The sequence below is a fragment of the Embleya scabrispora genome (genome assembly GCF_002024165.1).
Taxonomy (GTDB): Bacteria; Actinomycetota; Actinomycetes; order Streptomycetales; family Streptomycetaceae; genus Embleya; species Embleya scabrispora_A.
Window position 1 is genome coordinate 5,694,630 of sequence record NZ_MWQN01000001.1, and the last position, 23,768, is coordinate 5,718,397.

Annotated in this window: 19 protein-coding genes, 2 pseudogenes and 1 riboswitch; of the genes and pseudogenes, 10 read left to right on the forward strand and 11 right to left on the reverse strand. The window is 72.8% G+C overall.

Annotation, left to right across the window (positions count from 1 at the left end):
• The first annotated feature begins 144 nt into the window (after window positions 1–144).
• The 5 genes and pseudogenes from B4N89_RS25115 (at window position 145) to B4N89_RS25135 (ending at window position 5,662) form a co-directional block, all read left to right on the forward strand.
• Window positions 145–1,265 (forward strand): annotated as a pseudogene (locus B4N89_RS25115) (glycerate kinase).
• Window positions 1,262–2,608 (forward strand): allantoinase AllB, encoded by a 1,347-nt coding sequence (gene allB, locus B4N89_RS25120; protein WP_078978077.1) that lies wholly within the window; start codon window positions 1,262–1,264, stop codon window positions 2,606–2,608. The pseudogene B4N89_RS25115 and the gene allB overlap by 4 nt, the downstream one beginning before the upstream one ends.
• A 115-nt stretch (window positions 2,609–2,723) precedes the next feature.
• Entirely contained in the window at window positions 2,724–3,758 is a 1,035-nt protein-coding gene (gene alc, locus B4N89_RS25125; protein WP_078978078.1) for an allantoicase, read from the forward strand.
• Between the two features lie 132 nt (window positions 3,759–3,890).
• The gene (locus tag B4N89_RS25130) at window positions 3,891–5,297 is read left to right on the forward strand and encodes a family 2B encapsulin nanocompartment shell protein (protein WP_414646429.1); all 1,407 of its coding nucleotides are present in this window, start codon (window positions 3,891–3,893) and stop codon (window positions 5,295–5,297) included.
• Between the two features lie 155 nt (window positions 5,298–5,452).
• Window positions 5,453–5,662: a CsbD family protein gene (locus B4N89_RS25135; RefSeq protein WP_078978080.1), complete on the forward strand. Its 210-nt coding sequence runs from the start codon at window positions 5,453–5,455 to the stop codon at window positions 5,660–5,662.
• Window positions 5,663–5,754: 92 nt separating this feature from the next.
• On the opposite strand, the gene B4N89_RS25140 is transcribed toward B4N89_RS25135, so the two are convergent.
• The 10 genes and pseudogenes from B4N89_RS25140 to B4N89_RS25185 all read right to left on the reverse strand — a co-directional run bounded on the left by B4N89_RS25140 (window position 5,755) and on the right by B4N89_RS25185 (window position 16,923).
• On the reverse strand, window positions 5,755–6,456 hold the full coding sequence (locus B4N89_RS25140) for a hypothetical protein (protein ID WP_078978081.1): 702 nt from the start codon (window positions 6,454–6,456) through the stop codon (window positions 5,755–5,757).
• Window positions 6,447–7,898 (reverse strand): hypothetical protein, encoded by a 1,452-nt coding sequence (locus tag B4N89_RS25145; RefSeq protein ID WP_078978082.1) that lies wholly within the window; start codon window positions 7,896–7,898, stop codon window positions 6,447–6,449. The genes B4N89_RS25140 and B4N89_RS25145 overlap by 10 nt, the downstream gene beginning before the upstream one ends.
• On the reverse strand, window positions 7,895–8,761 hold the full coding sequence (locus tag B4N89_RS25150; protein WP_078978083.1) for an ATP-binding cassette domain-containing protein: 867 nt from the start codon (window positions 8,759–8,761) through the stop codon (window positions 7,895–7,897). Before B4N89_RS25150 ends, B4N89_RS25145 begins: the two co-directional genes overlap by 4 nt.
• The gene (locus B4N89_RS25155; protein ID WP_078978084.1) at window positions 8,758–9,594 is read right to left on the reverse strand and encodes a zf-HC2 domain-containing protein; all 837 of its coding nucleotides are present in this window, start codon (window positions 9,592–9,594) and stop codon (window positions 8,758–8,760) included. Before B4N89_RS25155 ends, B4N89_RS25150 begins: the two co-directional genes overlap by 4 nt.
• On the reverse strand, window positions 9,591–10,121 hold the full coding sequence (locus tag B4N89_RS25160; RefSeq protein ID WP_078979610.1) for an RNA polymerase sigma factor: 531 nt from the start codon (window positions 10,119–10,121) through the stop codon (window positions 9,591–9,593). Before B4N89_RS25160 ends, B4N89_RS25155 begins: the two co-directional genes overlap by 4 nt.
• 120 nt (window positions 10,122–10,241) lie before the next feature.
• A pseudogene (locus B4N89_RS25165) lies at window positions 10,242–11,395 on the reverse strand (XdhC family protein).
• A 40-nt stretch (window positions 11,396–11,435) separates the two neighbouring features.
• Window positions 11,436–12,941, reverse strand: a complete 1,506-nt coding sequence (locus tag B4N89_RS25170; protein ID WP_078978085.1) for an NCS2 family permease — start codon at window positions 12,939–12,941, stop codon at window positions 11,436–11,438.
• Window positions 12,942–13,170: 229 nt separating this feature from the next.
• Window positions 13,171–15,537 (reverse strand): xanthine dehydrogenase subunit D, encoded by a 2,367-nt coding sequence (gene pucD, locus B4N89_RS25175; protein WP_078978086.1) that lies wholly within the window; start codon window positions 15,535–15,537, stop codon window positions 13,171–13,173.
• 4 nt (window positions 15,538–15,541) lie between these two features.
• Window positions 15,542–16,042: a (2Fe-2S)-binding protein gene (locus B4N89_RS25180; protein WP_078978087.1), complete on the reverse strand. Its 501-nt coding sequence runs from the start codon at window positions 16,040–16,042 to the stop codon at window positions 15,542–15,544.
• A complete protein-coding gene (locus tag B4N89_RS25185; protein WP_078978088.1) occupies window positions 16,039–16,923 on the reverse strand; it encodes an FAD binding domain-containing protein in 885 nt (294 codons plus the stop codon). Before B4N89_RS25185 ends, B4N89_RS25180 begins: the two co-directional genes overlap by 4 nt.
• Before the next feature lie 300 nt (window positions 16,924–17,223).
• Here B4N89_RS25185 and B4N89_RS25190 point away from each other — a divergent pair, with 300 nt between their 5' ends.
• Window positions 17,224–18,843, forward strand: a complete 1,620-nt coding sequence (locus B4N89_RS25190; RefSeq protein ID WP_078979611.1) for a PucR family transcriptional regulator — start codon at window positions 17,224–17,226, stop codon at window positions 18,841–18,843.
• Between the two features lie 110 nt (window positions 18,844–18,953).
• Here the strand turns inward: B4N89_RS25190 and B4N89_RS25195 are convergent, their stop codons facing one another.
• The gene (locus tag B4N89_RS25195) at window positions 18,954–19,739 is read right to left on the reverse strand and encodes an SDR family NAD(P)-dependent oxidoreductase (protein WP_078978089.1); all 786 of its coding nucleotides are present in this window, start codon (window positions 19,737–19,739) and stop codon (window positions 18,954–18,956) included.
• Window positions 19,740–19,896: 157 nt separating this feature from the next.
• On the opposite strand from B4N89_RS25195, the gene B4N89_RS25200 reads away from it, so the two are divergent.
• The 4 genes from B4N89_RS25200 to B4N89_RS53070 all read left to right on the forward strand — a co-directional run bounded on the left by B4N89_RS25200 (window position 19,897) and on the right by B4N89_RS53070 (window position 23,522).
• Window positions 19,897–21,141, forward strand: a complete 1,245-nt coding sequence (locus B4N89_RS25200) for a Tm-1-like ATP-binding domain-containing protein (protein WP_078978090.1) — start codon at window positions 19,897–19,899, stop codon at window positions 21,139–21,141.
• Between the two features lies 1 nt (window position 21,142).
• Window positions 21,143–22,006, forward strand: a complete 864-nt coding sequence (locus B4N89_RS25205) for a phosphoenolpyruvate hydrolase family protein (protein ID WP_078978091.1) — start codon at window positions 21,143–21,145, stop codon at window positions 22,004–22,006.
• 70 nt (window positions 22,007–22,076) lie between these two features.
• Window positions 22,077–22,412, forward strand: coding sequence for an EthD family reductase (locus B4N89_RS25210; RefSeq protein WP_078978092.1), 336 nt, complete (start codon window positions 22,077–22,079; stop codon window positions 22,410–22,412).
• A 221-nt stretch (window positions 22,413–22,633) separates the two neighbouring features.
• A riboswitch (cyclic di-AMP (ydaO/yuaA leader) is annotated at window positions 22,634–22,796 on the forward strand.
• Window positions 22,797–23,522 carry a transglycosylase family protein gene (locus B4N89_RS53070; RefSeq protein ID WP_078978093.1) on the forward strand — a complete coding sequence of 242 codons (726 nt, stop codon included), beginning with the start codon at window positions 22,797–22,799 and terminating at the stop codon, window positions 23,520–23,522.
• The last annotated feature ends 246 nt before the right edge of the window (window positions 23,523–23,768 follow it).

Below are 23,768 nucleotides of genomic sequence, written 5' to 3' on the forward strand. Positions count from 1 at the left end.
GTGCCCGCGTCACCGGGCGGCCCCGTCGGGCCTGCCCGAAACGGCGGCCGCGTAGTTGACTGTGCCCTCTGCACGGCCCACCTCCCGCACAGCCCGCCCTCCCGCACAGCCACCCTCCGCACAGCCCACCCGAAGGAGTAGCGCATGGGCCCGGTCGTCGTGCTGGCCCCCGACAAGTTCAAGGGGACCCTGACCGCGGTGGAGGCCGCGGCCCGGATCGGCGCCGGGATTCGCCGGGTACGGCCGGACGCGGAGATCCGCGTGTTGCCCGTCGCCGACGGGGGTGAGGGCACGGTCGACGCGGCGGTGGCGGCCGGCTTCGTCCGGATCCCGGCGCGGGTGAGCGGACCCACGGGGCGGCCCGTCGACGCGGCGTTCGCGGTGCTCGGCGCCACCGCCGTGGTCGAACTGGCCGAGGCCTCGGGGGCGGCCCGGCTCCCCGCCGGACCCGAGCCGCTGACCGCCGACACCACCGGCGTGGGCGAGTTGATCGCCCGCGCGCTCGAACTGGGCTGCACCCGGATCGTGCTCGGCCTGGGCGGCGCCGCCGGCACCGACGGTGGTTCGGGCCTGGTCCGGGCGCTGGGGGTGCGCCTCCTCGACGCGGCCGGCGCGGACCTGCCCCGGGGCGGGGCCGCGCTGCGCGAGTTGCACCGGATCGACGGCGCCCCGGCCCTGGCCGCGCGGCTGGCCGGCGTCGAGGTGGTGATCGCCTCGGACGTGGACAATCCGCTGCTCGGCCCCCTGGGCGCGGCGGCGGTGTACGGGCCGCAGAAGGGCGCCACACCCGACGACGTGGCCGTGCTCGACGCGGCCCTCGCGCGCTGGGCGGAGGTGGTCGCCCCGGCCTTGGCCGACGCCCCCGGCGCGGGGGCGGCCGGCGGCGCCGGATTCGGCGCGCTGGCGCTGCTCGGCGCGACCGTGCGTCCCGGCATCGGCCTGCTGCTCGACCTCCTGGGCTTCGCGGAACTGCTCGACGGGGCCCGACTCGTGGTCACCGGCGAGGGCAGCCTGGACGCACAGACCCTGCACGGCAAGGCCCCGGCCGGGGTGGCCGCCGCCGCTCGGGCCCGGGGGTGCCCGTGGCGGTGGTGTGCGGCCGCGTCGAGCTGAGCCGGGACCGACTCGACGCGGCCGGCATCGCCGCCGCCTACGCGCTGACCGAACTGGGCCCCGACAGCCTGACCCGCGCCGGCGCCCTCGCCGAGATCGCGGGCGAGCGGTTGGCCCGCGACCTGCTCACCGCATCGGAGGACGCGTCGTGACCCACACCTCCACCCTCGTGCTGCGCTCGCGCCGAGTGTTCACCCCGGACGGGGAGCGGCCCGCCGACGTGGTCGTGGCCGGCGACCGGATCGCCGAGGTGCTGCCCCACGGCACCGCCGCCGGCGGCGCGCCGATCGAGGACCTGGGCGATGTCGCCCTGCTGCCGGGCCTGGTGGACACCCACGTACACATCAACGAGCCCGGCCGCACCGCGTGGGAGGGCTTCACCAGCGCCACCCGGGCCGCGGCCGCCGGCGGGGTGACCACGCTGATCGACATGCCCCTCAACTCGATACCGGCCACCGTCACGGTCGACGCGCTGCGGGTCAAACGGGACGCGGCACGCGGGCGGGTGTACGTGGACGTGGGCTTCTGGGGTGGGGCGATACCGGGCAATACGGGTGAGTTGGCCGCGCTGCATCGGGCCGGCGTGTACGGCTTCAAGAGTTTTCTGGCGCCCTCCGGCGTGGACGAGTTCCCGCACCTGGACGCCGCCGAGCTGGCCGAGGCGCTGACCGAACAGGCCCGACTGGGCGCCCTCGCGATCATCCACGCCGAGGCGCCGCGGATCCTGGACGCCGCGCCGCAGGTACCCGGTCGGGCCTACGCCGACTTTCTCGCCTCCCGACCGGACGCGGCGGAGACGGTCGCCGTCGGGCACCTGTTGGACACCGCCGAGCGCACCGGCGCACGGGTGCACGTGCTGCACGTGTCCTCGGCGGACGTACTGCCGCTGCTCGCCGCCGCCCGCGCGGACGGGATCGCGGTCACCGCCGAGACCTGTCCGCACTATCTGACGCTGATCGCCGAGGGGGTGCCGGCCGGCGACACCACGTTCAAGTGTTGCCCGCCGATCCGCTCCGAGGACAACCGCGAGCGGCTGTGGCACGGGATCGAGGCGGGCGCGTTCGCCGCGGTGGTCTCCGACCACTCGCCGTGCACCAGCGATCTCAAGCGGCTCGACGTCGGCGACTTCGCCACCGCGTGGGGCGGCATCGCCTCCCTGCAACTGGGCCTGCCCGCGGTGTGGACCGAGGCCCGGGCGCGCGGCCTGGCGCTGGCGGAGGTGGTCGCGCTGATGTCGACCGGGCCGGCGCGCCTGGTCGGCCTCGCCCGCAAGGGCACGATCGCGCCCGGATACGACGCGGACCTGATCGCGTTCGACGCGGACGCGGTGTTCACGGTGGACCCGGGCAGACTGCACCACCGCAATCCGGCCACCCCCTACGCCGGTCGCACGCTCACCGGCGTGGTCCGCACCACGTGGCTCGCGGGCGCGCCCGTGAACGTACACGGCACCCCGCGCGGGCGCCTCCTGGACCGCGTGGGGACGGCCGCGTGATCACCCCCGCCATGCGCCGCCTGCGCGGCCACGGCCCGCCTCGTCCGAGTGGCCTCCACCAGCCGCGAGCGTTCGCCCGCGGTTGTCGACTCCGGTTACGACGAGGAGATTCGCCATGACCACCGACTTCACCGCCTACATCGATCTGGCCTCGCGCGCGCTCGGCGCCGGCGTGGTCGCCGCCAACGACGAGTGGTTCGCCGAGAAGGAGAACCTGCTCCGGGCCGAGCCGCCGGTTTTCGCGCCGCACACGTTCGGCCCCAGAGGGCAGATCATGGACGGCTGGGAGACCCGCCGCCGGCGCGGGCCCTCGGCCGCACACCCGCACCCCGAACCGGACGCGCACGACTGGGCGATCGTGCGCCTGGGCGTGCCCGGCATCGTGCGCGGGGTCGTGATCGACACGGCGTTCTTCACCGGGAACCATCCGCCGCGCGCCTCGGTCGAGGCCGCCTCCGTGCCCGGCACACCCTCGGTCGAGGAACTGCTCGACCCGGCGGTGGCATGGACCACGATCGTCGCCCGCACGGAACTGAAGGGCGACACCGCGCATCCCTTCGAGGTCGCCGTGGCACGGCGGTTCACCCATGTACGACTGAACATCTTCCCCGACGGCGGGGTGGCCCGACTGCGGGTGCACGGCGAGGCGATACCGGATCCGGCCTGGCTCGACGGGCTTACCGTGGACCTCGCGGCGCAGGAGTACGGCGGGGTCGCCGAGGCGGCCAGCGACCGCTACTTCTCCTCACCGCACAACCTCAACGCGCCCGGCCGCTCGCGCGTGATGGGCGAGGGCTGGGAGACCCGCAGGCGGCGCGACGACGGCCACGACTGGGTGCGGGTGCGCCTGGTCGGCCGGGCCGAACTCCTGGGCGCCGAAATCGATATCGACAACTACCTCGGAAACGCGCCGGGTTGGGTGGCGCTGGCCGGCAGCGACGCGGGAGTGGATCCCGACGCGTGGTTCGAACTGCTGCCGCGCACCCGGGTCCAGCCGGACACCCGGCACCGATTCCGCTTCACCGACGCGCCCCCGGTCACGCACGTGCGCATCGAGGTCTTCCCGGACGGCGGGGTGGCCCGACTGCGGCTGCCGGGCCGACTGACCCGAACGGCCCTGACCGCGCTGCGCGACCGCACGGCCCGATAACCCTCTGTCAGAGCTATTTAGCCAATTCCCGCCCCCACCAGTCTCACTCGTTCGGGTAATGGCCGGCCGCCGGCGCAGCGGCAACGATTGACCGCGCAAAGGGTTCATCCAGGGGAGGCGGAATCGTTGTCGATCGATGCTGGGGCGCACACCGAAGGTGACGCCCAGGACACGCAGGCCCGTTCGAGTCTCGCGACGGAGGCGGCGCGGAATCTCGCGACGACCACCAAGACCGTCCCGCAGATGCAGGACATCACGTCGCGATGGCTGCTGAAGATGCTGCCGTGGGTCCAGGTATCGGGTGGTACGTACCGGGTCAACCGACGGCTGAGCTACCGGGTGGGGGACGGCCGGGTCCAGTTCGTCCAGACCGGTTCCGATGTGCGGGTGATCCCGGCGGAGTTGGGCGAGTTGGCGCCGCTGCGCGGGTTCGAGGACGAGGAGGTGCTGCGCGCCCTGGCGGACCGGTTCGTGCGGCGGGAGTTTGCCGCTGGGGAGACGCTGGCGACCCTGGGGGAGCCGACCGACCGGGTCTTCCTGGTCGTGCACGGCAAGATCAACCGCTTCGGCGAGGGCCCCTACGGGGACCGCACCGTGCTCGGACTGCACGGCGACGGCGACCACTTCGGCGAGCGCATGCTCGTCGACCGGGACGCCACGTGGGGGTACACGGCGACCGCGGCCACCTCGGTCATCGTCCTCGAGATGACCCGGGAAGCGTTCGACGCGGTGCAGGCCGACGCGTTGCGCACACACCTGATCGAATACGCCGAGGACACCAGTCGGCCGCAGAACGCCAAGGGCGAGGCGGAGATTCCGATGTCCGCCGGCCACCACGGCGAGGCGCTGCTGCCGGGCAGCTTCGTGGACTACGAACTCAACCCGCGCGAATACGAGTTGAGCGCCGCCCAGACCGTGCTCAAGGTGCACAGCCGGGTCGCGGATCTGTACAACCACCCGATGGATCAGATCGAGCAGCAGTTGCGGCTGACCATCGAGGCGTTGCGCGAGCGCCAGGAACACGAGCTGATCAACAACCGGGAATTCGGGCTGCTGCACAACGCCGACTACGACCAGCGCATCCAGGCCCAGTCCGGCCCGCCCACCCCCGACGACATGGACGAACTGCTCAGCCGGCGACGCGGCTCCAGGTTCTTCCTGGCCCACCCGCGCACGATCGCCGCGTTCGGCCGCGAGTGCAGCCGGCTCGGCCTGTACCCGACCACGGTCGACGTGGGCGGCAACCAGATCCCGGCCTGGCGCGGCGTGCCGATCTTCCCGTGCAACAAGATCCCGATCTCGCCGGAGCGCACCAGTTCGATCCTGGTGATGCGTACCGGCGAGGACGACCAGGGTGTGGTGGGTCTGCACCAGACCGGTCTGCCCGACGAGTACCAGCCGGGCCTGTCGGTGCGCTTCATGGGCATCAACGAGCAGGCGCTGATCTCCTACCTGGTCACCGCCTACTACTCGGCGGCGGTACTGGTCCCTGACGCCCTGGGGGTCCTGGAGAACGTCGAGATCTCGCGGGCCCGATGAGCGGGAGAGCACCCGTGTGCGGCACGGGTGATCCGATGAGAAAGATCACGAAGGCCGTGTGTGGGTGTCAAACCGGTCGTTTCCGGTTATAGGTCGGGCCGGACGTCGCGCGATCAACGGACGCGCGCGGTCTACCGCGACAGGAGACCCGAGACATGGGCATCGACGACAACATCCGCAACAAGGCCCAGGACGCAGCCGGACAGGCCAAGGAGAAGGTCGGCGAGGCGACCGGCAACGAGGACCTGCGGGACGAGGGGCAGCAGGACCAGGGCTCGGCCAAGGCCAAGCAGGCCGTCGAGGGCGCCAAGGACAAGGCCAACGAGGCGATCAACAAGATCAAGGGCTCCCTCAAGCGGGACTGATCGCCGGGCTCGCCCGGTCGCCGCGTGCGACAGGTGTCGAGCCACCGCGAGGCCCCCGGCGCGCCGGGGGCCTCGCGGCGCGAGCAAGCGGGTCAGCCCGACCGGCCGAACGGGCGGTGGTCGGCCCGCAGCAGGACCAGTACGGCGATCGAGAGCGCGGCGGCCCAGGCGAGGTGGATGCCGGTCCAGTCGGTCGCACCCGCTTCCGGCCAGGGCGGGGTGGGCAGCGCAAGGGTCGCGGCGACCAGGGTCAGCACGGAGCCGATCGCGGTGGGCGCGGCGATCTTGCCGGGCACGCGGTGGACGGCGCACGCGGCGGCGGCCAGGGTCGCGGTGGCCAGTACGGCGGCCTCCAGGGTCAGGCCGACCCAGGGCAGCGCGGCGGGCGAGCGCCGGATGACCACGACGGCCGCCACGCTCCAGACGAGGGCGATCGGGAGCAGCGCGACGACGGCACGCAGACCCTGGCGCAGCGCGCGGGGGACCGGGAGGGCGGCGGTGCTCGACTCCATCGGGTCGACCGGCGCGACGGCCGAGGCGGCGCCGAGCAGGACGGCCGCGACCCGTAGACACGTCACCGCCTCGTCGGGCCTCGGCGCGCCCACCGCGGCCACCCAGACGGCGATCGGAGCGACGGCGAGGAACGGGACCCAGTCGATCGCTCGGATCACGGCGGGCAGCAGGGCGCGGGCGGTGCGCAGAGCGCGGGCGGTGCGCAGGGCGCGGCCGGCACGCGGGCCGCGGGAGGTGGTGCCCGGGGTGGGGTGTACCGCCCGGTTGGGGATCAGGCGCACGGTTGCTCCCCGGCGGCCGGGATCGGGATGTCGGCGGTGAGGCCGAGCAGCGGCAGAGCCTCGGCGAGCGGTGCCGTCATGAGGGCGTCCCAGTGCGCTCCGATCCGCTCCCGCGCGCCCGGATCGGCGAGCAGTCGCCGGGCGTAGGTCACCTCGGCCTGCCCGTAGCCGCGACCGAGCGGGTTCGAGCGGCCCACCGTCCAGCCGGGAATCAGGTCCATCCGCACCGGCCTGGGGTCGATGGGATATCCGGCCCGGCCGAGCAACCACAGCGCGATTACCGTGCGCGCCTGTCCCCGGGCGTCGCAGCCCTCGGTGCCGAGACCGGTCGCCTCGGCGGCGAATCCGCCCGCGAGCATCGTCCGGTAGGCGGGGGAGCGGACCCAGACCAGGCCGGTCCGTACCGAGTGCGGCGGCCAGTCGACGAACCACGACCACGTTCCGGTCACCTGGCGCACCACCGGCAGCCGATCGCGCGCAGCGGCGGGCAGGCCGGCGGCGACTGGGCCGACCGCGTGCGCCCACAGCGGGATCCACGCCGTGTAGTCGCGGAACGCGCAATAGGTGACCCCGTCGCGGACCTCGCAGCGTTGGGCGTCGGGGCCGAACCAGTGCGCCCTGACCCGATGGTCGACGGCCGTCACACCGGGTCGGGGGCCGCGGCCGGGCGGAATCGTGGACGGATCCTCGGCGCGCGCCGTGGCCACCGCGCCGGCGGTCACCGCGACCGCGAGGGCGACGCCGAACACCGCCGACCGCCCCGGCCGCCTTCCGTGCCGGAGCAGGGCCAACGCACCGCACGCCACCGCCGCCGCGACCAGGTACAACAGGTGCAGCGCACTGGGCCGACTCGGCCAGTCGGGTCGTTGGCGCAGTACGATCGGCAGGAACCAGGCGCCGAATCCGCCGAAGCCCAGCTCGGGCCGATTGCGGTTGAGCAGCGTCGCCAGGGCGATCACGACCACCACGATCGGCGCGGCGATCACCGACGGCAGCCATCGGGCCAACACCACGCCCAGGACGGCGGCCAACGCCGTCGCCGCGACCAGCGCGAGCGGTTCGAACGGGTCGAGCCGCCCGGCGACGTTGCCCTGCGCGTGGCGCACGACCAGGTACACCCCGCACGCCGCCGCCGCGAGCAGAGCCCCGACCACCATCCCCGCCAGCGCCACCGCGCGGCTACGGGCCTCGGGCCGGCAGGGCAGCGCGTCGAACGCCTCGGTGGTCCCGTGGCGTCGGTCGCGCGCGGCGGCCGTGTTGGTCGCGAACAACACGCAGGCCGCGATCAGCAGCCCGTACCCGGCCAGTTGCACCGACTCCACGGTCAGGTCCGGTGCCCGATCGTGCACGTCGTTCAGCTGGAGGGCCGGCGCCGCGATCGCCGACAACCACGGCAGCGGGTGGGCCGCGAGTCGGCGAACCTCCAGCCGAAACAGCGTCATCGGATGACCGCCGGGTCGACCGCGTCCAGGCACAGCAGGTAGCCGTCCTCCACCGTCGGCTCATCGGGCACCCCACCCGGCGGCGGATCGCCCAGCACCCGGTAACTCCCGTCCGCCGCTCGCCAGTAGCGCCCCTTTGCCGGCCGCCCCCCGGTGCGCCAGACCCGATCCGCCGCACTTGCCGCGAGTGTGGCCGGGGTGCCCGTGAACGCCACGCGGCCGGCGGCCAACACGATCACCCGCTCGCACAGCGCGGCGACGTCCTCGGTCTGATGCGTGGACAACACCACGGTCAGCCGCTCGCCGAGCCGGGAGACAAGCGAGCGAAACCGCATGCGCTGGTCCGGGTCGAGGCCGACCGTCGGCTCGTCGAGGACCACCAACTCGGGTGCGCCGAGCAATGCCTGGGCCAGGGCGAGGCGCTGCTTCATGCCACCGGAGAGCCTGCGCACCTTCGTGTCGGCCCGATCGCCCAGGTCCACTTCGTCGAGTACCCGACGGACCTCGCGGTGCCGTTCCCGACGATTGGTCAGGTCCTTGAGCACGGCGACGTAGTCGACCAGGTCGAACGCGGTGAAATGCGGGTAGAAGCCGGGTGATTGCGGCAAGTAGCCCAGTCGACGCCGGAGTTCGGTGCGCTCGTCGGCGACGGCCGGGTTCAGGCCGAGCGCCTCGATCCAGCCGTCGTCCGGGGCGAGCGTGGTGGCCAGGCAGCGGATCAGCGTGGTCTTGCCCGCGCCGTTGGGCCCGAGCAGTCCGGTCACCCCGACGCCCAGGCTCAGGTCGAGCCCGTCCAGCACCGCTCGGGATCCGTATCGTTTGCGCAGCGCGCTCACGCGCACGGTCGTGGCCGTAGTGGTCATCGCATGCTCCGAAAGCGCGGTGTGGCGGACGGGGAGCCGGGATCGAACCGGCGGCGGCGGGCGTACACGACGAGCGCCAACAGCGGCACCGCGCAGGCCCACCCGGCCTGGGCGCCGGGGGCGAACAGCAGGTATCGATCGACCCGTTGGGTGCCGAGCACCACCACGACCCAGCCGAGAGTCAGGCCGCCCGCCGCGAGCGGCAGCGGCAGGCGGGTGCCGATCGCGAGGCAGGCCAGGGTCAGGGCGAGTGCGGGCAGCAGCCATGCGGCGCCCAGGCCGGCGGGTCCCGGCAGGAAGGGCGCGGCGAGGCCGGTGAGCGCGGCGGCGGTGACCAGGACGGCACCCCCGCGCAGAAGCAGCAGGCGGGATCCGGCGAGCGGGGTGGCCGCCTGCACCTCGTATGCCCGGTCCACGCCCGGGCCGTAGGCCAGCGCCACCCCGGCGAGCGGCAACACCGGCGCACCGACCAGGAATGCGAGCAGGACCCCCGGGGTGTCGCCGGCCAGGTGCGCGGCGGCGGTGCCGAAGGCCAGTACCGCGATCACCGCGAGCAGCCAGGCCCGGCTGAGCGCGGGCGTCGCGGTCAACAGGCGTGCCACGTGCGGGCGTACGCCGAGGCGGGCCAACGCCCGTTCCGGCCACGGGGGTCGGTCGATCGCGGCGTCGATGCCGGCCCAGGAGTGGGCCAGCCAGTCCGGGTCGACCGGGACGTCTGCGCGACAACTCGGGCAGGCGGCCAGGTGTGCCTCGATCGACATCACGTGCGGAACGGGCAGCCCACCGGTCAGGTAGCGGGCGAGCAGCGGTTCGGGGATGTGCCAGGTGCTCATGTCAGCAACTCCCTCAGCCGGGCCCGGGCGCGCATCGCCCTGGTCTTGACGGTGCCCTGGGGGATCCCGAGGAGCCGGGCGGCCTCGCCGGTGCTGAGTCCGTCCAGCACGGTGGCCTCGATCACCGCGCGCAACTCGGGGGAGAGCCGGGCGATCGCGTCGCCGACGTCGGTGTGTTCGACGCCGAGCAGGACCAGGTCCTCGGCGGAGGCGGTGGTGGCGTGGTCGGCGTGGAGTTCGATCGCGGGTATGCGCCGGACCCGCAGCAGGGAGACGAGCCGACGGATGCCGATGGTCCAGATCCAGGCGGCCGGTTCGCCGCCTGCCGGATCGAAGCGCCCCGCTCCGCGCCACACCGCGACGAAGGTGTCCTGGATCGCGTCGTCGACGAGGTCGGCGTCGGCACAGCGCCGGGCCAGTCGGGCGCGCAGCCAGGGGGCGTGGCGGGTGTGCAGGATGCGCAGCGCCTCCTGGCGGCCGGCGGCGACGGCGGCAAGCAGGTCGGTGTCGGTGGAATCCTCGGTGATGGGCGGCGGGTCGGGGCGGTTTGCGAAAAACAGGCGCACACCCTGGACTATCGCCGTTGGCCGCGCCGCGGTTCACGCGTTGGGCGCGGCTCGGGACCGGGAGTCGTGCGAGGGGCAGGGTCACGCCGCGTGGTGGATGGGCCCCGTGGCGGTGCGTAGGGGGCGGGCCGTGGCGCCGGTGCGGGTGGCCACCACCTCGGCGAAGACGGACAGGGCCGTCTCGTCGGGGGTGCGGGCGCCGAGGTCCAGGCCGATGGGGGAGTGCAGCGCGGCCAACTCCTGCTCGGTGAGCCCGATGTCGCGCAGCCGGGTCAGGCGCGCCTCGTGGGTGCGGCGCGAGCCCATGGCGCCGACGTAGGCCAGGTCCAGGCGCAGCGCCAGGTCCAGGAGGGGGACGTCGAACTTCGGGTCGTGGGTCAGGACGGTGATCACCGTGCGGGCGTCGAGGGTGTCCGCGACCGAGGCCAAGTGGCGGTGCGGCCAGTCCACGATCACCTCGTCCGCGTCGGGGAACCGCCGCCGCGTGGCGAACACCTCCCTCGCGTCGCACACCGTCACCCGGTAGCCGAGCAGGTTGCCCATCCGGGTCACCGCCGCCGCGAAGTCGATCGCGCCGTAGACGAGCAGGCGCGGGGGCGGGGTGCGGGTCTCCACGAAGACGGTGATGTCGTCGGGGGCCGACTCCGGGCACGGGCGGCCGTCCGGGCGCAGCGTGACCAGGCCGGTGCGGCCCGGGCCGAGCATGGCCCGGGCCTGCGCCACCACGGATGCGTCCAGCGCGGGATCGGCGCCGAACGTGCCGGTCACCGCCGACTCCGGGGCGCCGGAGCCGCCGCCTGCTCCGCGCGCCGCGTCCACGACCGTGATCGCCCGCCCCACCAGCGCCGCCGGACCCGCCACGACGCGGGCCGCGGCCACGGGGATGTCCCGTTCGGCCGCGGCCAGGGCCGCCTCCACCGTCGCGTCGCCGGCGCGTTGCACGAAGACGTCGATTACTCCGCCGCAGGTCAGCCCTACCGCGAAGGCGTCCTCGTCGCTGTAGCCGAAGCGTTGGAGCACCGGGGTGCCGCTCGCCAGCGCCTCGCGGCACAACTCGTACACCGCAGCCTCCACACACCCGCCGGAGACGCTGCCGACGACCGTGCCGTCGGCGCCCACGGCGAGCGCCGCGCCCGGGGGCGGGGGGCGCTCCCGTCGACGCCGACGACGGTGGCCAGGGCGTATGGCGTTCCCGCCCGGCGCCATGCCGCGAGTTCGGTCCCGAGGTCGAGCATCGACGTCTCCTGGGGGTGTGGGTGGTGCGGTGTGCGGGCGTCAGCTGACGCCCAACCACTCCTTGATCGGATGCAGGGCGAAGAACACGAGGAAGGCCAGGGTGAGGATCCACATCAGCGGGCCGATGTCGCGGAACCTGCCCTGGGCGGCCCTGATCAGCGTGTAGGCGATCACGCCGGCGGCGACGCCCGCGGTGATCGAGTACGTGAACGGCATCAGCACGATGGTCAGGAACGCGGGGATCGCCGCGGCCTTGTCGTCCCAGTCGATGTGCTTGACCTGGGTGATCATCATCGAGCCGATCACCACGAGCGCGGCGGCGGCGACCTGGTCGGGGACCACGCCGGCGATCGGGGTGAAGAACAACATCAGGCCGAAGATCGCGCCGGTGACCACACTGGACAGCCCGGTGCGGGCGCCGTCGCCGACGCCGGTCGCCGATTCGATGAAGACGGTCTGACCGGACGAGCTGGTCACCCCACCGACGATGCCCCCCGCACCGTCGATGGCCAGGGCCTTGGACAGCCCGGGCATCCGGCCCTCGTCGTCCACGAGCTCGGCCTCGGTGCCGATGCCGATGATGGTGGCCATCGCGTCGAAGAAGCCCGCGAAGACGAGGGTGAACACCAGGACGGAAGCGGTGATGCCGCCGGCCTCGGCGAAGCCGCCGAACACGCTCACCTCGCCGAACAGCCCGAAGTCCGGCGCGTCGACCACCTTGTCCGGCAGGTTCGGCACGCCGCCGCCCCAGGTCTTGTCGGATATGTCGACGATGGCGTTGACCACCATCGCCAACACGGTGCCGAAGACCAGGCCGATCAGGATCGCGCCGCGGATGTCGCGGGCCATCAGCATGAAGATGACGAGCACCGTGACCGCGAAGACCAGCACCGGCCAGCCGGCCAGTTCACCGGCCGGGCCGAGCGTCACCGGCGGTCCCCCCGGCGCGGCGTTCTCGGTCACCACGCCCGCCTTGTTCAGTCCGATCATCGCGATGAACAGGCCGATACCGATGGTGATCGCGTGCTTGAGCGCCATCGGGATGGCGTTCATGATCCGCTCGCGCAGCCCCGAGACGACCATCAGCATGATGATCAGGCCGTAGATCACGCACAGGCCCATCGCCTGCGGCCAGGTCATCTCGGCCGCGACCTGGTTGCCCACCACGCCGGCCACCGACAGGCCCGCGGCCAGTGCCAGCGGCACGTTGCCGATCAGGCCCATGGCCACCGTGGTGATGAACGCGGCCAGTGCGGTCATCGTGGTGATCTGCGCGGGGTCGAGCTGATGCCCCTTGACGTCCTTGCCGCCCAGCAGGATCGGATTGAGCAGCAGGATGTACGCCATCGCCATGAACGTGGTGAGGCCGCCGCGCAGTTCGCGGCCCACCGAGCTGCCGCGCGCGCTGATCCGGAAGTACGTGTCCAACGCGCCCGAACCGGACGAGCCGGCCGGCGGCGGATCGCCGGCCCTGCTCGCCCCGGATCCGCGTGGCGGATTCGGGGGATTCTCGCCGGGCTCCGTCGGAACCGATGTCTGAGCCACTTTCCCACTCCCAAGTGTCTAGGTGTTGTTGGGGTGGAGCGAGTCGGCGCGGCGCGACCGCCCGGAGCCTGCTCCGGGCAGGCGGGCGCGACGACCTTCCTGCGTGGGGGCGCGTCCGCTCGACGGCACGGCGATCGGCCGTGCGGGGTCGGGCCGGTCCGGCCCCGGGGAGGCGTCTGCGCCGCCGCCGGGACCGTACTACGGTGGGGAAACCGGAACTGACGGTGTCTCAGGTCCCGGTGAGGTGTTCCGGCCGGATCGGCACCCGGTTCAGGGCCAGACCGGTCGCCGCGCGAATCGCCGCGACGATCGCGGGCGTCGCGGACAACGTGGGTGCCTCGCCGGCTCCGCGCAGCCCGTACGGGGCGTGCGGGTCGGCCAGTTCGAGTACGTCCACCGGCATCGGCGGGGTGTCGAGGATGGTGGGGATCAGGTAGTCCGTGAAGGACGGATTGCCCACCCGTCCCTCGGTGACCACGATCTCCTCCATCACCGCCAGACCCAGCCCCTGGGTGGTGCCGCCGTGGATCTGGCCGAGCACCGCGAGCGGGTTCATCGCCTTGCCGACGTCCTGCGCGGCGGCCAGTTCGACCACCTTGACCAGGCCCAGCTCCACGTCCACGTCCACCACCGCGCGATGTGCGCAGAAGGTGTACTGCACGTGCCCGAAGCCCTGTCCGGTGGTCCGGTCGAACGCCTGGGTGGGGCGGTGCCGGAACTCGACCGTCTCGTCCACGGGTTCGTCGCCGAGCAGGTCGACCAGGTCGGCGACGACCGCGTCGGCGCGATCGACCACCTTGCCGCCGACCAGGCGCAGGCCCGCCACGAGATCGGGCGGCCAGCCGCGGCGAAGCCGGCCGCGCTCGAACACCGCGCCGCGCACGGCCTCGGCGGCCGACTTGACCGCGCCGCCCGTCATGTACGTCTGCCGCGACGCGGAGGTCGACCCGGCCGAGCCCACCCGCGTATCGGCCGGCGCGATGGTCACCAGGTCCACGCCCAACTCGGTGCGCACGATCTGCGCGTGCACCGTGACGCCGCCCTGGCCCACCTCGGCCATCGCGGTGTGCACCAGCGCGACCGGCGCGCCGCCCACCACCTCGAGCCGGACCCGCGCGGTGGAGTAGTCGTCGAAACCCTCGGAGAAGCCGACGTTCTTGATCCCGACGCCGTAGCCGATCCCGCGTACGACGCCCTCGCCGTGCGTGCTGTTGGACACCCCGCCCGGCAACTCGCGGACGTCCACACCGTCGCCGGTGTGCCGGTGCTCCGCCGCCGGCAGCGGCATCGCCTCGACCCGGCGCAGCAGTTCGGCCACCGGCGCGGGGGCGTCCACGACCTGCCCGGTGGGCAGCACCGAGCCCTGCTCCATCGCGTTCAGCCGCCGCAACTCCACCGGATCCAGGCCGAGTTCGGCGGCCAGCCGGTCCATCTGGGACTCGTAGCCGAAGCACATCTGGACCGCGCCGAAGCCGCGCATCGCACCGCACGGCGGGTTGTTCGTGTACACGGCGGTCGCGTCGATCAAGGCATTCGGGACCACGTACGGACCGATCCCGAGCGAGGCCGCGTTGCCGACCACGGCGGGGGACGAGGACGCGTACGCGCCGCCGTCCAGCACGATCTCCGCCCGGACGAACACCAGTCGGCCGTCCCGCGTGGCGCCGTGCTCGAAGACCATCGTCGCCGGGTGGCGGTGCACGTGGCCGAAGAACGACTCCTCGCGGTTGTAGACGATCTTCACCGGCTTGCCGGTGTACTGCGCGAGCAGACACGCGTGCACCTGCATCGAGATGTCCTCGCGCCCGCCGAACGCGCCGCCGACGCCGGCCAGGGTCAGCCGTACCTTCTCCGGCGGCAGGCCGAGCACCGGGCACATCTGCTGCCGGTCCACGTGCAGCCACTGGGTGGCGATGTACAGATCGATCCCGCCGTCCTCGGCGGGCACCGCGAGCCCCGACTCCGGGCCCAGGAACGCCTGGTCCTGCATGCCGACCTCGTACTCGCCGCGCACGATCACCTCGGCCCGCGCGCGCACCTGCGCCGAGTCCCCGTCGCCGTGGCGGATGTGCTGGCTGTGCACGACGTTTCCCGAGGCGTGCGCCTTGTAGTCGGCCGGCGCGTGCACGTAGCCGTAGCGCTCCGGGTCCAGCGCCTGGGCCGGTCCGATCGCCGGCAGCACGTCGTAGTCGACCACGATCCGGTCCACCGCGCGCCGCGCCGTCTCGGGGTGGTCGGCGGCCACGATCGCGACCGGTTCGCCGTGGAAGCGCACCTCGTCGATGGCCAGCACCGGCTGATCGGCGATCTCCAGGCCGTAGAACTTGCTGCCGGGGATGTCCTCGTGGGTGAGCACCGCGTACACCCCCGGCAGGGCCAGCGCCGCGGACACGTCCACGGACCGGATCCGGGCCCGGGCGTGCGGGCTGCGCAGCGTGGTGCCCCACAACATGTCCTCGTGCCACAGGTCCGAGGCGTAGGCGAAGTCGCCCCTGACCTTGAGGATCCCGTCGGGACGCAGGGGCGACGCGCCGATGCCGTCCCGACCGGGCGCACAGACGTCCAGGAGGTTCTTCGGCATGGTGGGACCGGCCATGGCGTCAGCCCTCCGAACCGGCCGGGGCCGTACCGCGGGCGTCGGCCTTGCGCGCGGCCGCCAACCGGACCGCGTCCATGATCTTCTCGTAGCCCGTGCAGCGACACAGGTTGCCGGACAGCGCCTCGCGGATCTCCGCGTCGGAGGGGTGGTGCGCCCGGTTCAGCAGATCGTGCGTCTGGACCAGCAGGCCCGGCGTACAGAACCCGCACTGCACCGCGCCCGCGTCCACGAACGCCTGCTGGACCGGATCCAGCGTGTCCCCGTCGGCCAGCCCCTCGACCGTGCCGACCGCACGATCCTGCACCTGTCCGGCGGCGACCAGACACGCGCACACCGGGGCGCCGTCGAGATAGACCGTGCACGAGCCGCACTCGCCCTGCTCGCACGCGTTCTTGGAACCGGGCAGCCCGACCCGCTCGCGCAGGACGTAGAGCAGGCTCTCGCCCTCCCACACGTCGTCCGCCTCGGTCGGGCGGCCGTTCACGGTGAATGTGACCCTCATGCGGCGGCCCTCCCGGCGGTGCGGTGGTCGTTCCAGGTCCAGAGCAGGGTGCGGCGCGCCAGCACGGCCAGCGCGTGGCGCCGGTACGCGGCCGACCCGCGCACGTCGTCGATCGGCGCGGCGGCCGCCGCCACCAGTTCGCCGAAACGCCGCGCGGTGGCCTGCGGCAATTCGCCGCCAGAGGTCCACAGGCCGCTCTCGTCGAGCTCGGCCCGGATGAACTTCTCCGCCTCGTGCGCCCGCCGCGGGGTGGGCGCGGCGGAGCCGATCCCGGTGCGCACGTCCCGCGTGCGCGGGTGCAGCGCGATCGCGAACGAGCAGACGGCGATCACCATCGCGTTGCGGGTGCCGATCTTGGCGAACTGCTGCGGCCCGGTCGCCGACGGGATGTGGATCGCCCGGATCAGCTCGTCCGGCTCCAGCGCGTTGCGCTTGACGCCGAGATAGAAGTCGTCGATCGGGATCAGCCGGGTGCCGCGCACCGATGCCGCCTCCACCGTCGCGCCCGAGGCGAGCAGCGGCGGGTGCGCGTCGCCCGCCGGCGAGGCGCCGCCGAGGTTGCCGCCGACCGAACCCCGGTTGCGGATCTGCGGCGAGCCGACCGTGCGCGCGCCGAGGGACAACCCCGGCAGGCGGTCGTGCAGCGCCTCGATGATCCGCGCGTACGGTACGGAGGCGCCCAGGCGCACCGTGTCGTCGTCCTCGATCCGCCATTCGTGCAACTCGCGAATACGGTTGAGATCCACCAGGGCATCGGGGCGATGCCGGTCGAAGTTCAACTCGACCATCACGTCGGTGCCACCGGCGATCGGGACCGCGGACGGGTGCTGCGCCTTGACGGCGAGCGCCTCCTCCCACGTCGCGGGCCGCAGGAATTCCATGTCGGGTCTCTCCTTCTGCCTTGCGTATGGCCCTGCCGTCCCTGTACCCGTCGCGGGGGCGCGTCGCTCGGGGCGTGGTGACCGGTCGTTGTGTGGCCGGTCGTTTCGTGGACGGGAGGGTGCGCACCAGTACACCGAGACGCAGGTCACTGTGAGTACCCACCAAAGACATGACCCAGGCGTGTCACACGGGGGGTGTTCCCGTACTTTTCTCCAAGTGTTCGTCCGGTCGTCGAACCGGTATGACGGATCCGCCGCGCGGCCGACGCCGTGGCCGGCTCGATCGAGAGGGGGCCGTCGATGCGATTGCGCGCGCTTCTCGGCGATGGCACGACCGGCGTCGGCATAGCCGGCATCCGTCTGCTGGTGGGCGAGGGGGAGTTGGATCGCACGGTGCGGGCGGTGATGACCACCGACCTGCACGACCCCAGCCGCTACCTGACCGCCGGGGCCCTGGTGCTGACCGGGATGGGCTGGCGCTCGGGTTCGGCCGACTCGGACCGGTTCGTCCGGGTGCTGACCCGGGGCGGAGCCACCGCGCTGGCCGCGGGGGAGGCCGAGATCGGGGCCATCCCGGCCGATCTGGTGGACGCCTGCGAGCGGCACCACCTGCCGCTGTTCGCGGTCGAGGAGGAGTTGTCCTTCGCCCACCTGACCGAATTCGTGGTCCGGCGGATATCCGCCGAGCGGGCCGACGACCTGACCGCGGTGGTCGACCGGCACCGGCGCCTGGTCCAGGCGGCGGCCGGCGGGGCCGGGCTCGACGGGGTGCTCGGATTGGTCGCGGCCGACATCGACATCCACTGCTGGGTGCTTTCGCTGATCGGGCGGCAGGCCGCCGCCGGCGGGCCGGACCTGGCGCCGGGGTTGCGGGTCAAACTGGCCCGCGCGCACTTCGCCGCCCGCGAGCGCCGGGCCAGGGTGCCGTTCCGCCACCGGGTCGACGGGCGCTCGTTCTCGCTGCTGCCGGTGCCCGAGGCGGGCGGCGCGGCCGACCCGGACGCCTGGGGCGACTGGTTCCTGGCGGTCGAGGACGACGTGACCGACTGGCCCGACCGGCACCAGGCGCTGCTCGGCGAACTGGTCCGGCTGGTCTCGGTGGGCCGGGAACGGGTCGAGGACGGGCGCCGGCACACCCGCCGCCTGGCCGAGGACGTGCTGAACCTGCTCGCGACCGGCGCCGACGCGATGGAGGTGGCGACGCGCCTGCGGGTGGCCGACCCGGACGAGGGCGACACGTGGCGCCGGCAGTTCGTCACCCTCACGCTGCCCGACGTGCCCGTGCGCGACGCACCCCGACTGGCCCGGGTGCTTCTGGAGGAGGCGCTGGCGGATCGACCGACGCCCGCCCTGGTGTCGGCGGCCGGCACCGGCGCGGTGGCGCTGATCTCGTGCGAGAGCCGGGACGACCGGGACGGCGCCGAGCCGGATCCCACCACGGGTCTGGTGCGCGAGCGGCTGGCCGCGCTGGACGGGCCCGCGACGGACGACCTGCGGGCGCACATCGGCGTGAGCGCCCGGGTGGCCCGCGTCGACGCGCTGCGCGGCGCCCTGGAGGAGGCCTGGCACGCCGGCCGGATCGCCGGCACCAGGCCGGGCCGGATCGAGGTGGTCGGGCACGCGGAACTCGCCTCGCACGTGGCGCTGTTGGCCGCGGTGCCCGAGGATGTGCGCCGGGCCTTTCGGGGCCGGCTCCTGGACCCGTTGCGCGCGTACGACGCGAGCCATCAGGCGGACCTGATCGGCACGCTGGAGGTGTTCCTGGACTGCGACGGGTCGTGGACCAGGTGCGCCGCGCGGTTGCACGTACACGTGAACACGCTGCGCTACCGGATCGGCCGGATCGAGGAGCTGACCGGGCGTCAGTTGGCCCGCCTGGAGGACAAGGTGGACTTCTTCCTGGCGCTGCGGCTGCGCTGAGCGGGCGCGAACGGGCGCGTCGGCGGGCCGAGTTCCGCGCCGATGGGTCGAAATCGGGTCGGCGTGCGGATCCCGGGTCGGCCGATGGGTCGAAGTTCGTGCCGGCCGGATCAGCCGAAGGAGACCCCCGACGTGACCGGGACGACCGTGCCGGTGATCGCCCGGGCCCGGTCGGAGGCCAGGAAGGCGACCGCGTCGGCGATGTCCTCGGGCCGGGTGATCCGACGCAGCGCAGAGGACCGGGTCAGCTCGGCCCGCACCTCGCTCTCCGGTACCTCGCGGCGCGCGGCGATGTCGGCGATGTATCCGGCGAGTTTGGCGTTCTCGGTGTAGCCCGCGACGACCACGTTGACCCGGATGCCGTCCGGCCCGACCTCCTTGGCCAACACCCCGGAGGCCACCTCCATCGCGGCCTTGGTCGACGCGTACGCGCCCAGTCCGACCGGCTTCGCGCGCGGCGCCTCCGAGGAGATCTGCACGATCGAGCCGCCGCCGACCGCACGCAGATGGGGCAACGCCGCCCGGGAGACGGCCAGTACGCCGAGCACGTTGATCTCGAACGCGCGCCGGAACTCGTCGGGGTCCAACTCCTCCAGGCGTCCCGACGGGTTGTATGTCGCCACGTTCACCACCACGTCCACCCGGCCCAACTCCCGGGCCGAGGTGTCCACGAGTGCGCGGCAGGCGTCCTGGTCGGCCAGGTCGGTCGGCACCGCGAGGACCCGACGGCCCGTCAGGTCCCGAATGTCGTCCGCGAGTTCGCCCAGCGGTTCGGGGCGGCGGGCGGCCAGCACCAGATCCGCGCCGTCGCGGGCCAGCGCCAGCGCCGACGCGCGCCCGATGCCCGCGCCGGCTCCCGCGACGATTGCGACCCGTGCGTCCGGTTCCTCCGCCATCGACACCCCTTTCCCGCGCGGGAAATCCGCGACTCGCCCCCCGTCCTATCGCACGGTGCTTTGCATTGCCATGATCATCCGGTTGGGTTACTGTGCGCGGCCGTTCGCCGCCGAAGCGTCAACCCGGCAAGCCGTACCGACACCACCGGAGGCACCGATGCCCACCGTCGTACTGATCGGAACGCTGGACACCAAGGGGTCCGAATACGCGTGGCTGGCCTACCGGCTGCGGGCCAGAGGCGCCGAGGTCGTGCTGATGAACGTCGGCGTCCTCGGCGACTCGCTGGCCCAGGCCGATGTACAGGCGGGCGAGGTCGCCGCCGCGGCGGGCACCGATCTGGAGGACCTGCGCACCCGCGCCGACCGGGGCGCGGCGACCACCGCGATGGCCGAGGGCGCGGCCTCGATCCTGCGCGAACTCTACGAGCGGGGGCGGGTGGACGGGGTGCTCGCGATGGGCGGCTCGGGCGGCTCGGCGATCGCCTCCCACGCGATGCGCGCGCTGCCCGTGGGCGTGCCCAAGCTGCTGGTGTCCACGATGGCGGCGGGCGACGTGTCGCCGTACGTCGGCGCGGTGGACGTGACGATGATGTACAGCGTCGTGGACATCGCCGGCATCAACCGGCTCTCCGAACGCATCCTGGGCAACGCGGCGGACGCGATCGCGGGCATGGCCGGCGGCTACGCCGAGGACCGCGCGGCGGTCGCCGGGGTGACCGGCGAGGGCCGGCCGCTGGTGGCCGCGAGCCAGTTCGGGGTGACCACGCCGGCCGTGGACGCGGCGCGCGAGCGGCTCAACGAACTCGGCTACGAGGTACTGGTGTTCCACGCCACCGGGGCCGGCGGCCGGGCCATGGAGAACCTGGCCGCGGGGGGCTTCCTGGCCGGGGTGCTGGACCTGACCACCACCGAGTTGGCCGACGACCTGGTCGGCGGGGTGCTCAGCGCGGGCCCGGAGCGGCTGACCGCCGCCGGACGCGTGGGGTTGCCGCAGGTGGTCGGCGTGGGGGCGCTCGACATGGTCAACTTCGGCCCCCGCGACACCGTTCCGCCGCGTTTCGAGGACCGGCTGTTGTACGTGCACAACCCGACCGTGACGCTGATGCGCACCACACCGGCCGAAAACGCCGAACTCGGACGGCGGATCGCCGCCAAACTGAGGGACGCGACCGGGCCCACCGCGCTGTACCTGCCCCTGCGCGGGATTTCGGCGATCGACGTCGAGGGCGGACCCTTCTACGATTCCGACGCCGATACGGCGTTGTTCGACGCGCTGCGCGCCGGCCTCGACGGGACCGCCGTCGAGCTGTACGAGGCCGCGACGGACATCAACGATCCGGCGTTCGCCAAGGCGGCGGCGGATCGATTGCACGAATTGATCACGAAGGGACATGTGGACTGAGATGAACGGACGCGAGGCGCGGGGCCGACTGCGCACGACGATCGAGCAGGGCGGCGTCGTGATCGGCGCGGGCGCGGGCACCGGATTGTCCGCCAAGTGCGCCGAGGCCGGGGGTGTGGACCTGATCATCATCTACAACTCGGGCCGCTATCGCATGGCCGGCCGGGGTTCGTTGGCGGGACTGCTGCCGTACGGCGACGCCAACGCGATCGTGGTGGAGATGGCGGGCGAGGTGCTGCCGGTGGTGCGCAGTACTCCGGTCCTCGCGGGGGTGTGCGGCACCGATCCGTTCCGGGTCATGCCGCACTTCCTGGACCAACTCGCGGCCATGGGCTTCGCGGGAGTGCAGAACTTCCCGACGGTCGGCCTGTTCGACGGTGTCTTCCGGCAGAACCTGGAGGAGACCGGGATGGGCTACGACCTGGAGGTGGAGATGATCCGGCTGGCGGCGGAGCGCGGCCTGCTCACGGCGCCGTACGTCTTCGACCCCGAGCAGGCCCGCGCGATGGCGGCGGCCGGCGCCGACGTGCTGGTCCCGCACCTGGGCCTGACCACCAAGGGCAGCATCGGCGCGACCACCGCGGTCACCCTCGACCAGGCGGTGGAGCGCGTGCAGGAGATGCGCGACGCGGCGGCGGAGGTCAACCCCGACGTGCTGGTGCTGTGCCACGGCGGCCCGATCGCCGAACCCGGGGACGCGGCGTACGTCCTGGCCCACACCACCGGCGTGGTCGGCTTCTTCGGCGCCTCCAGCATGGAACGCCTGCCGACCGAGGTGGCCATCACCGAACAGGCGCGGGCGTTCAAGAGCATCACCCCGGGTGGGGGCGTCGCCACGGCGGGCGACACTCCGGCACACCCGTAGCCGACGCGCCCGGCACACGCGTGGCGCGAAACGTACGTCCGTCCGACCACTCCGAGCGTGAGGATTCGGCATGTACAAGTTGACCGTGCTCTACGGCCACCCCGAAGACCCGGCGGCGTTCGACTCCTATTACTGGGAGAAGCACGTCCCGCTGGCCCGCACCATGCCGGGACTCACCGGCTGGACCATCGGCAAGTGCGAGCCGGATCCCTCCGGCGCGAGGCCGCCCTATTACCTGGTGGTCGCGCTGTACGCGCCCTCACGCGCGGAGCTCCAGGCGGTGCTGGACTCGCCCGAGGGCCGCGCCACGGTGGCCGACGTGCCCCATTTCGCGACCGGCGGGGCGACGTTCCTCTGGGACGAGGAGCGGGTAGTGGTTCCGGTGGAGCTGCCCGCGACGGAATAGTCCGTCGTCGACGCACGCGTGACCGCGCGGCCGCGCACCGTGTACGCCGGAGCCGTGACCTGCAAGGACGGCGACAAATAGGGCAAATAGGTGTTATTCCCCCCTATGGGGGACCTCACAAACAGCCCGAAATGTTTGCCAACCCGGCGAACCGGTGCGTAGCTTCGTGGTTGTTCGCACAAGCGGACTCCCCGGGCGGTACGCCGAATCCTGCCGCCGCCCGAGGGAAGCAGTCGATATCGACTGGCGGCAGGAGCGGGGGAACCAAGTGAGCCGACATCGGCACTGCCGATGCCTGGGGTGAAGCCATGCCTGTGACAGGCGAGGCCGGGCCAATCGTCCGAACCCGACAGCTAACTTCGTAGGCGCCCGACGAGGTAATCAATGACCTTCCGTGCCATCACCGCTCCGGTTCGTTCGCTCTCTCGTGGCCGTCGCGCCGGCATCGCCGTCGCCGCCGGCGCGGGTCTCGTCCTTCCCCTCGTGGGCATGGCGGGCAGCGCGAACGCCGCGACTTCGTCCACCTGGGACGCGGTCGCCCAGTGCGAGAGCACCGGCAACTGGAGCATCAACACGGGCAACGGCTTCTCCGGCGGTCTGCAGTTCACCCCGAGCACCTGGAACGCGTTCGGCGGCAGCCAGTACGCGGCCAGTGCCGCGCAGGCCTCCGAGGCGCAGCAGATCGCCGTGGCGGAGCGGGTCCTGGCGAGCCAGGGCCCCGGCGCCTGGCCGGTCTGCTCCGTGAAGGCCGGTCTGGGCAAGGGCGGCAACGCCAACGCCACGGCCGAGTCCTCGGCCACCGGCAAGACCAAGTCCTCGGTCGAGCCGAAGGCCGCGCCCAAGTCCGAGGCCAAGCCCGCGACCGGCAACGCGCCGAAGCTCAACGTGCAGCCCAAGCAGGACGTCGCCAAGCAGGACGCGCCGAAGTCGGCCGCGACCGGGCGGGCGTCGGGCTCCGGCACCTACACCGTCAAGTCCGGTGACACGCTGTCCGCGATCGCGGCCAAGTTCGGTGTCAAGGGCGGCTACAAGGCCCTGCACGCGGCCAACGCCGGCGTCATCGGCGACAACCCGAACGTGATCGGCGTGGGCACCAAGCTCGCCGTCTGATCCACCCGCACCACCACGTGGGCCCCGTCGAATACCTCGGCGGGGCCCACGTGCGTTCGGTGGGGCCGAAGCGGGGCGGTCGGGCGCGTTCCCCGGCCGATGGTTCGGCTGCGGACTTCGCGGGAACGAGATGATCGCATTCCCAACTTATTCGGGCAAAACGTACTGGGGACGATAAGATTGCGTTTGAATCCGCCTTGCCACGTGAAATTCTTTTGACATAGGTTCATCTGGCCGTGGTTCCTG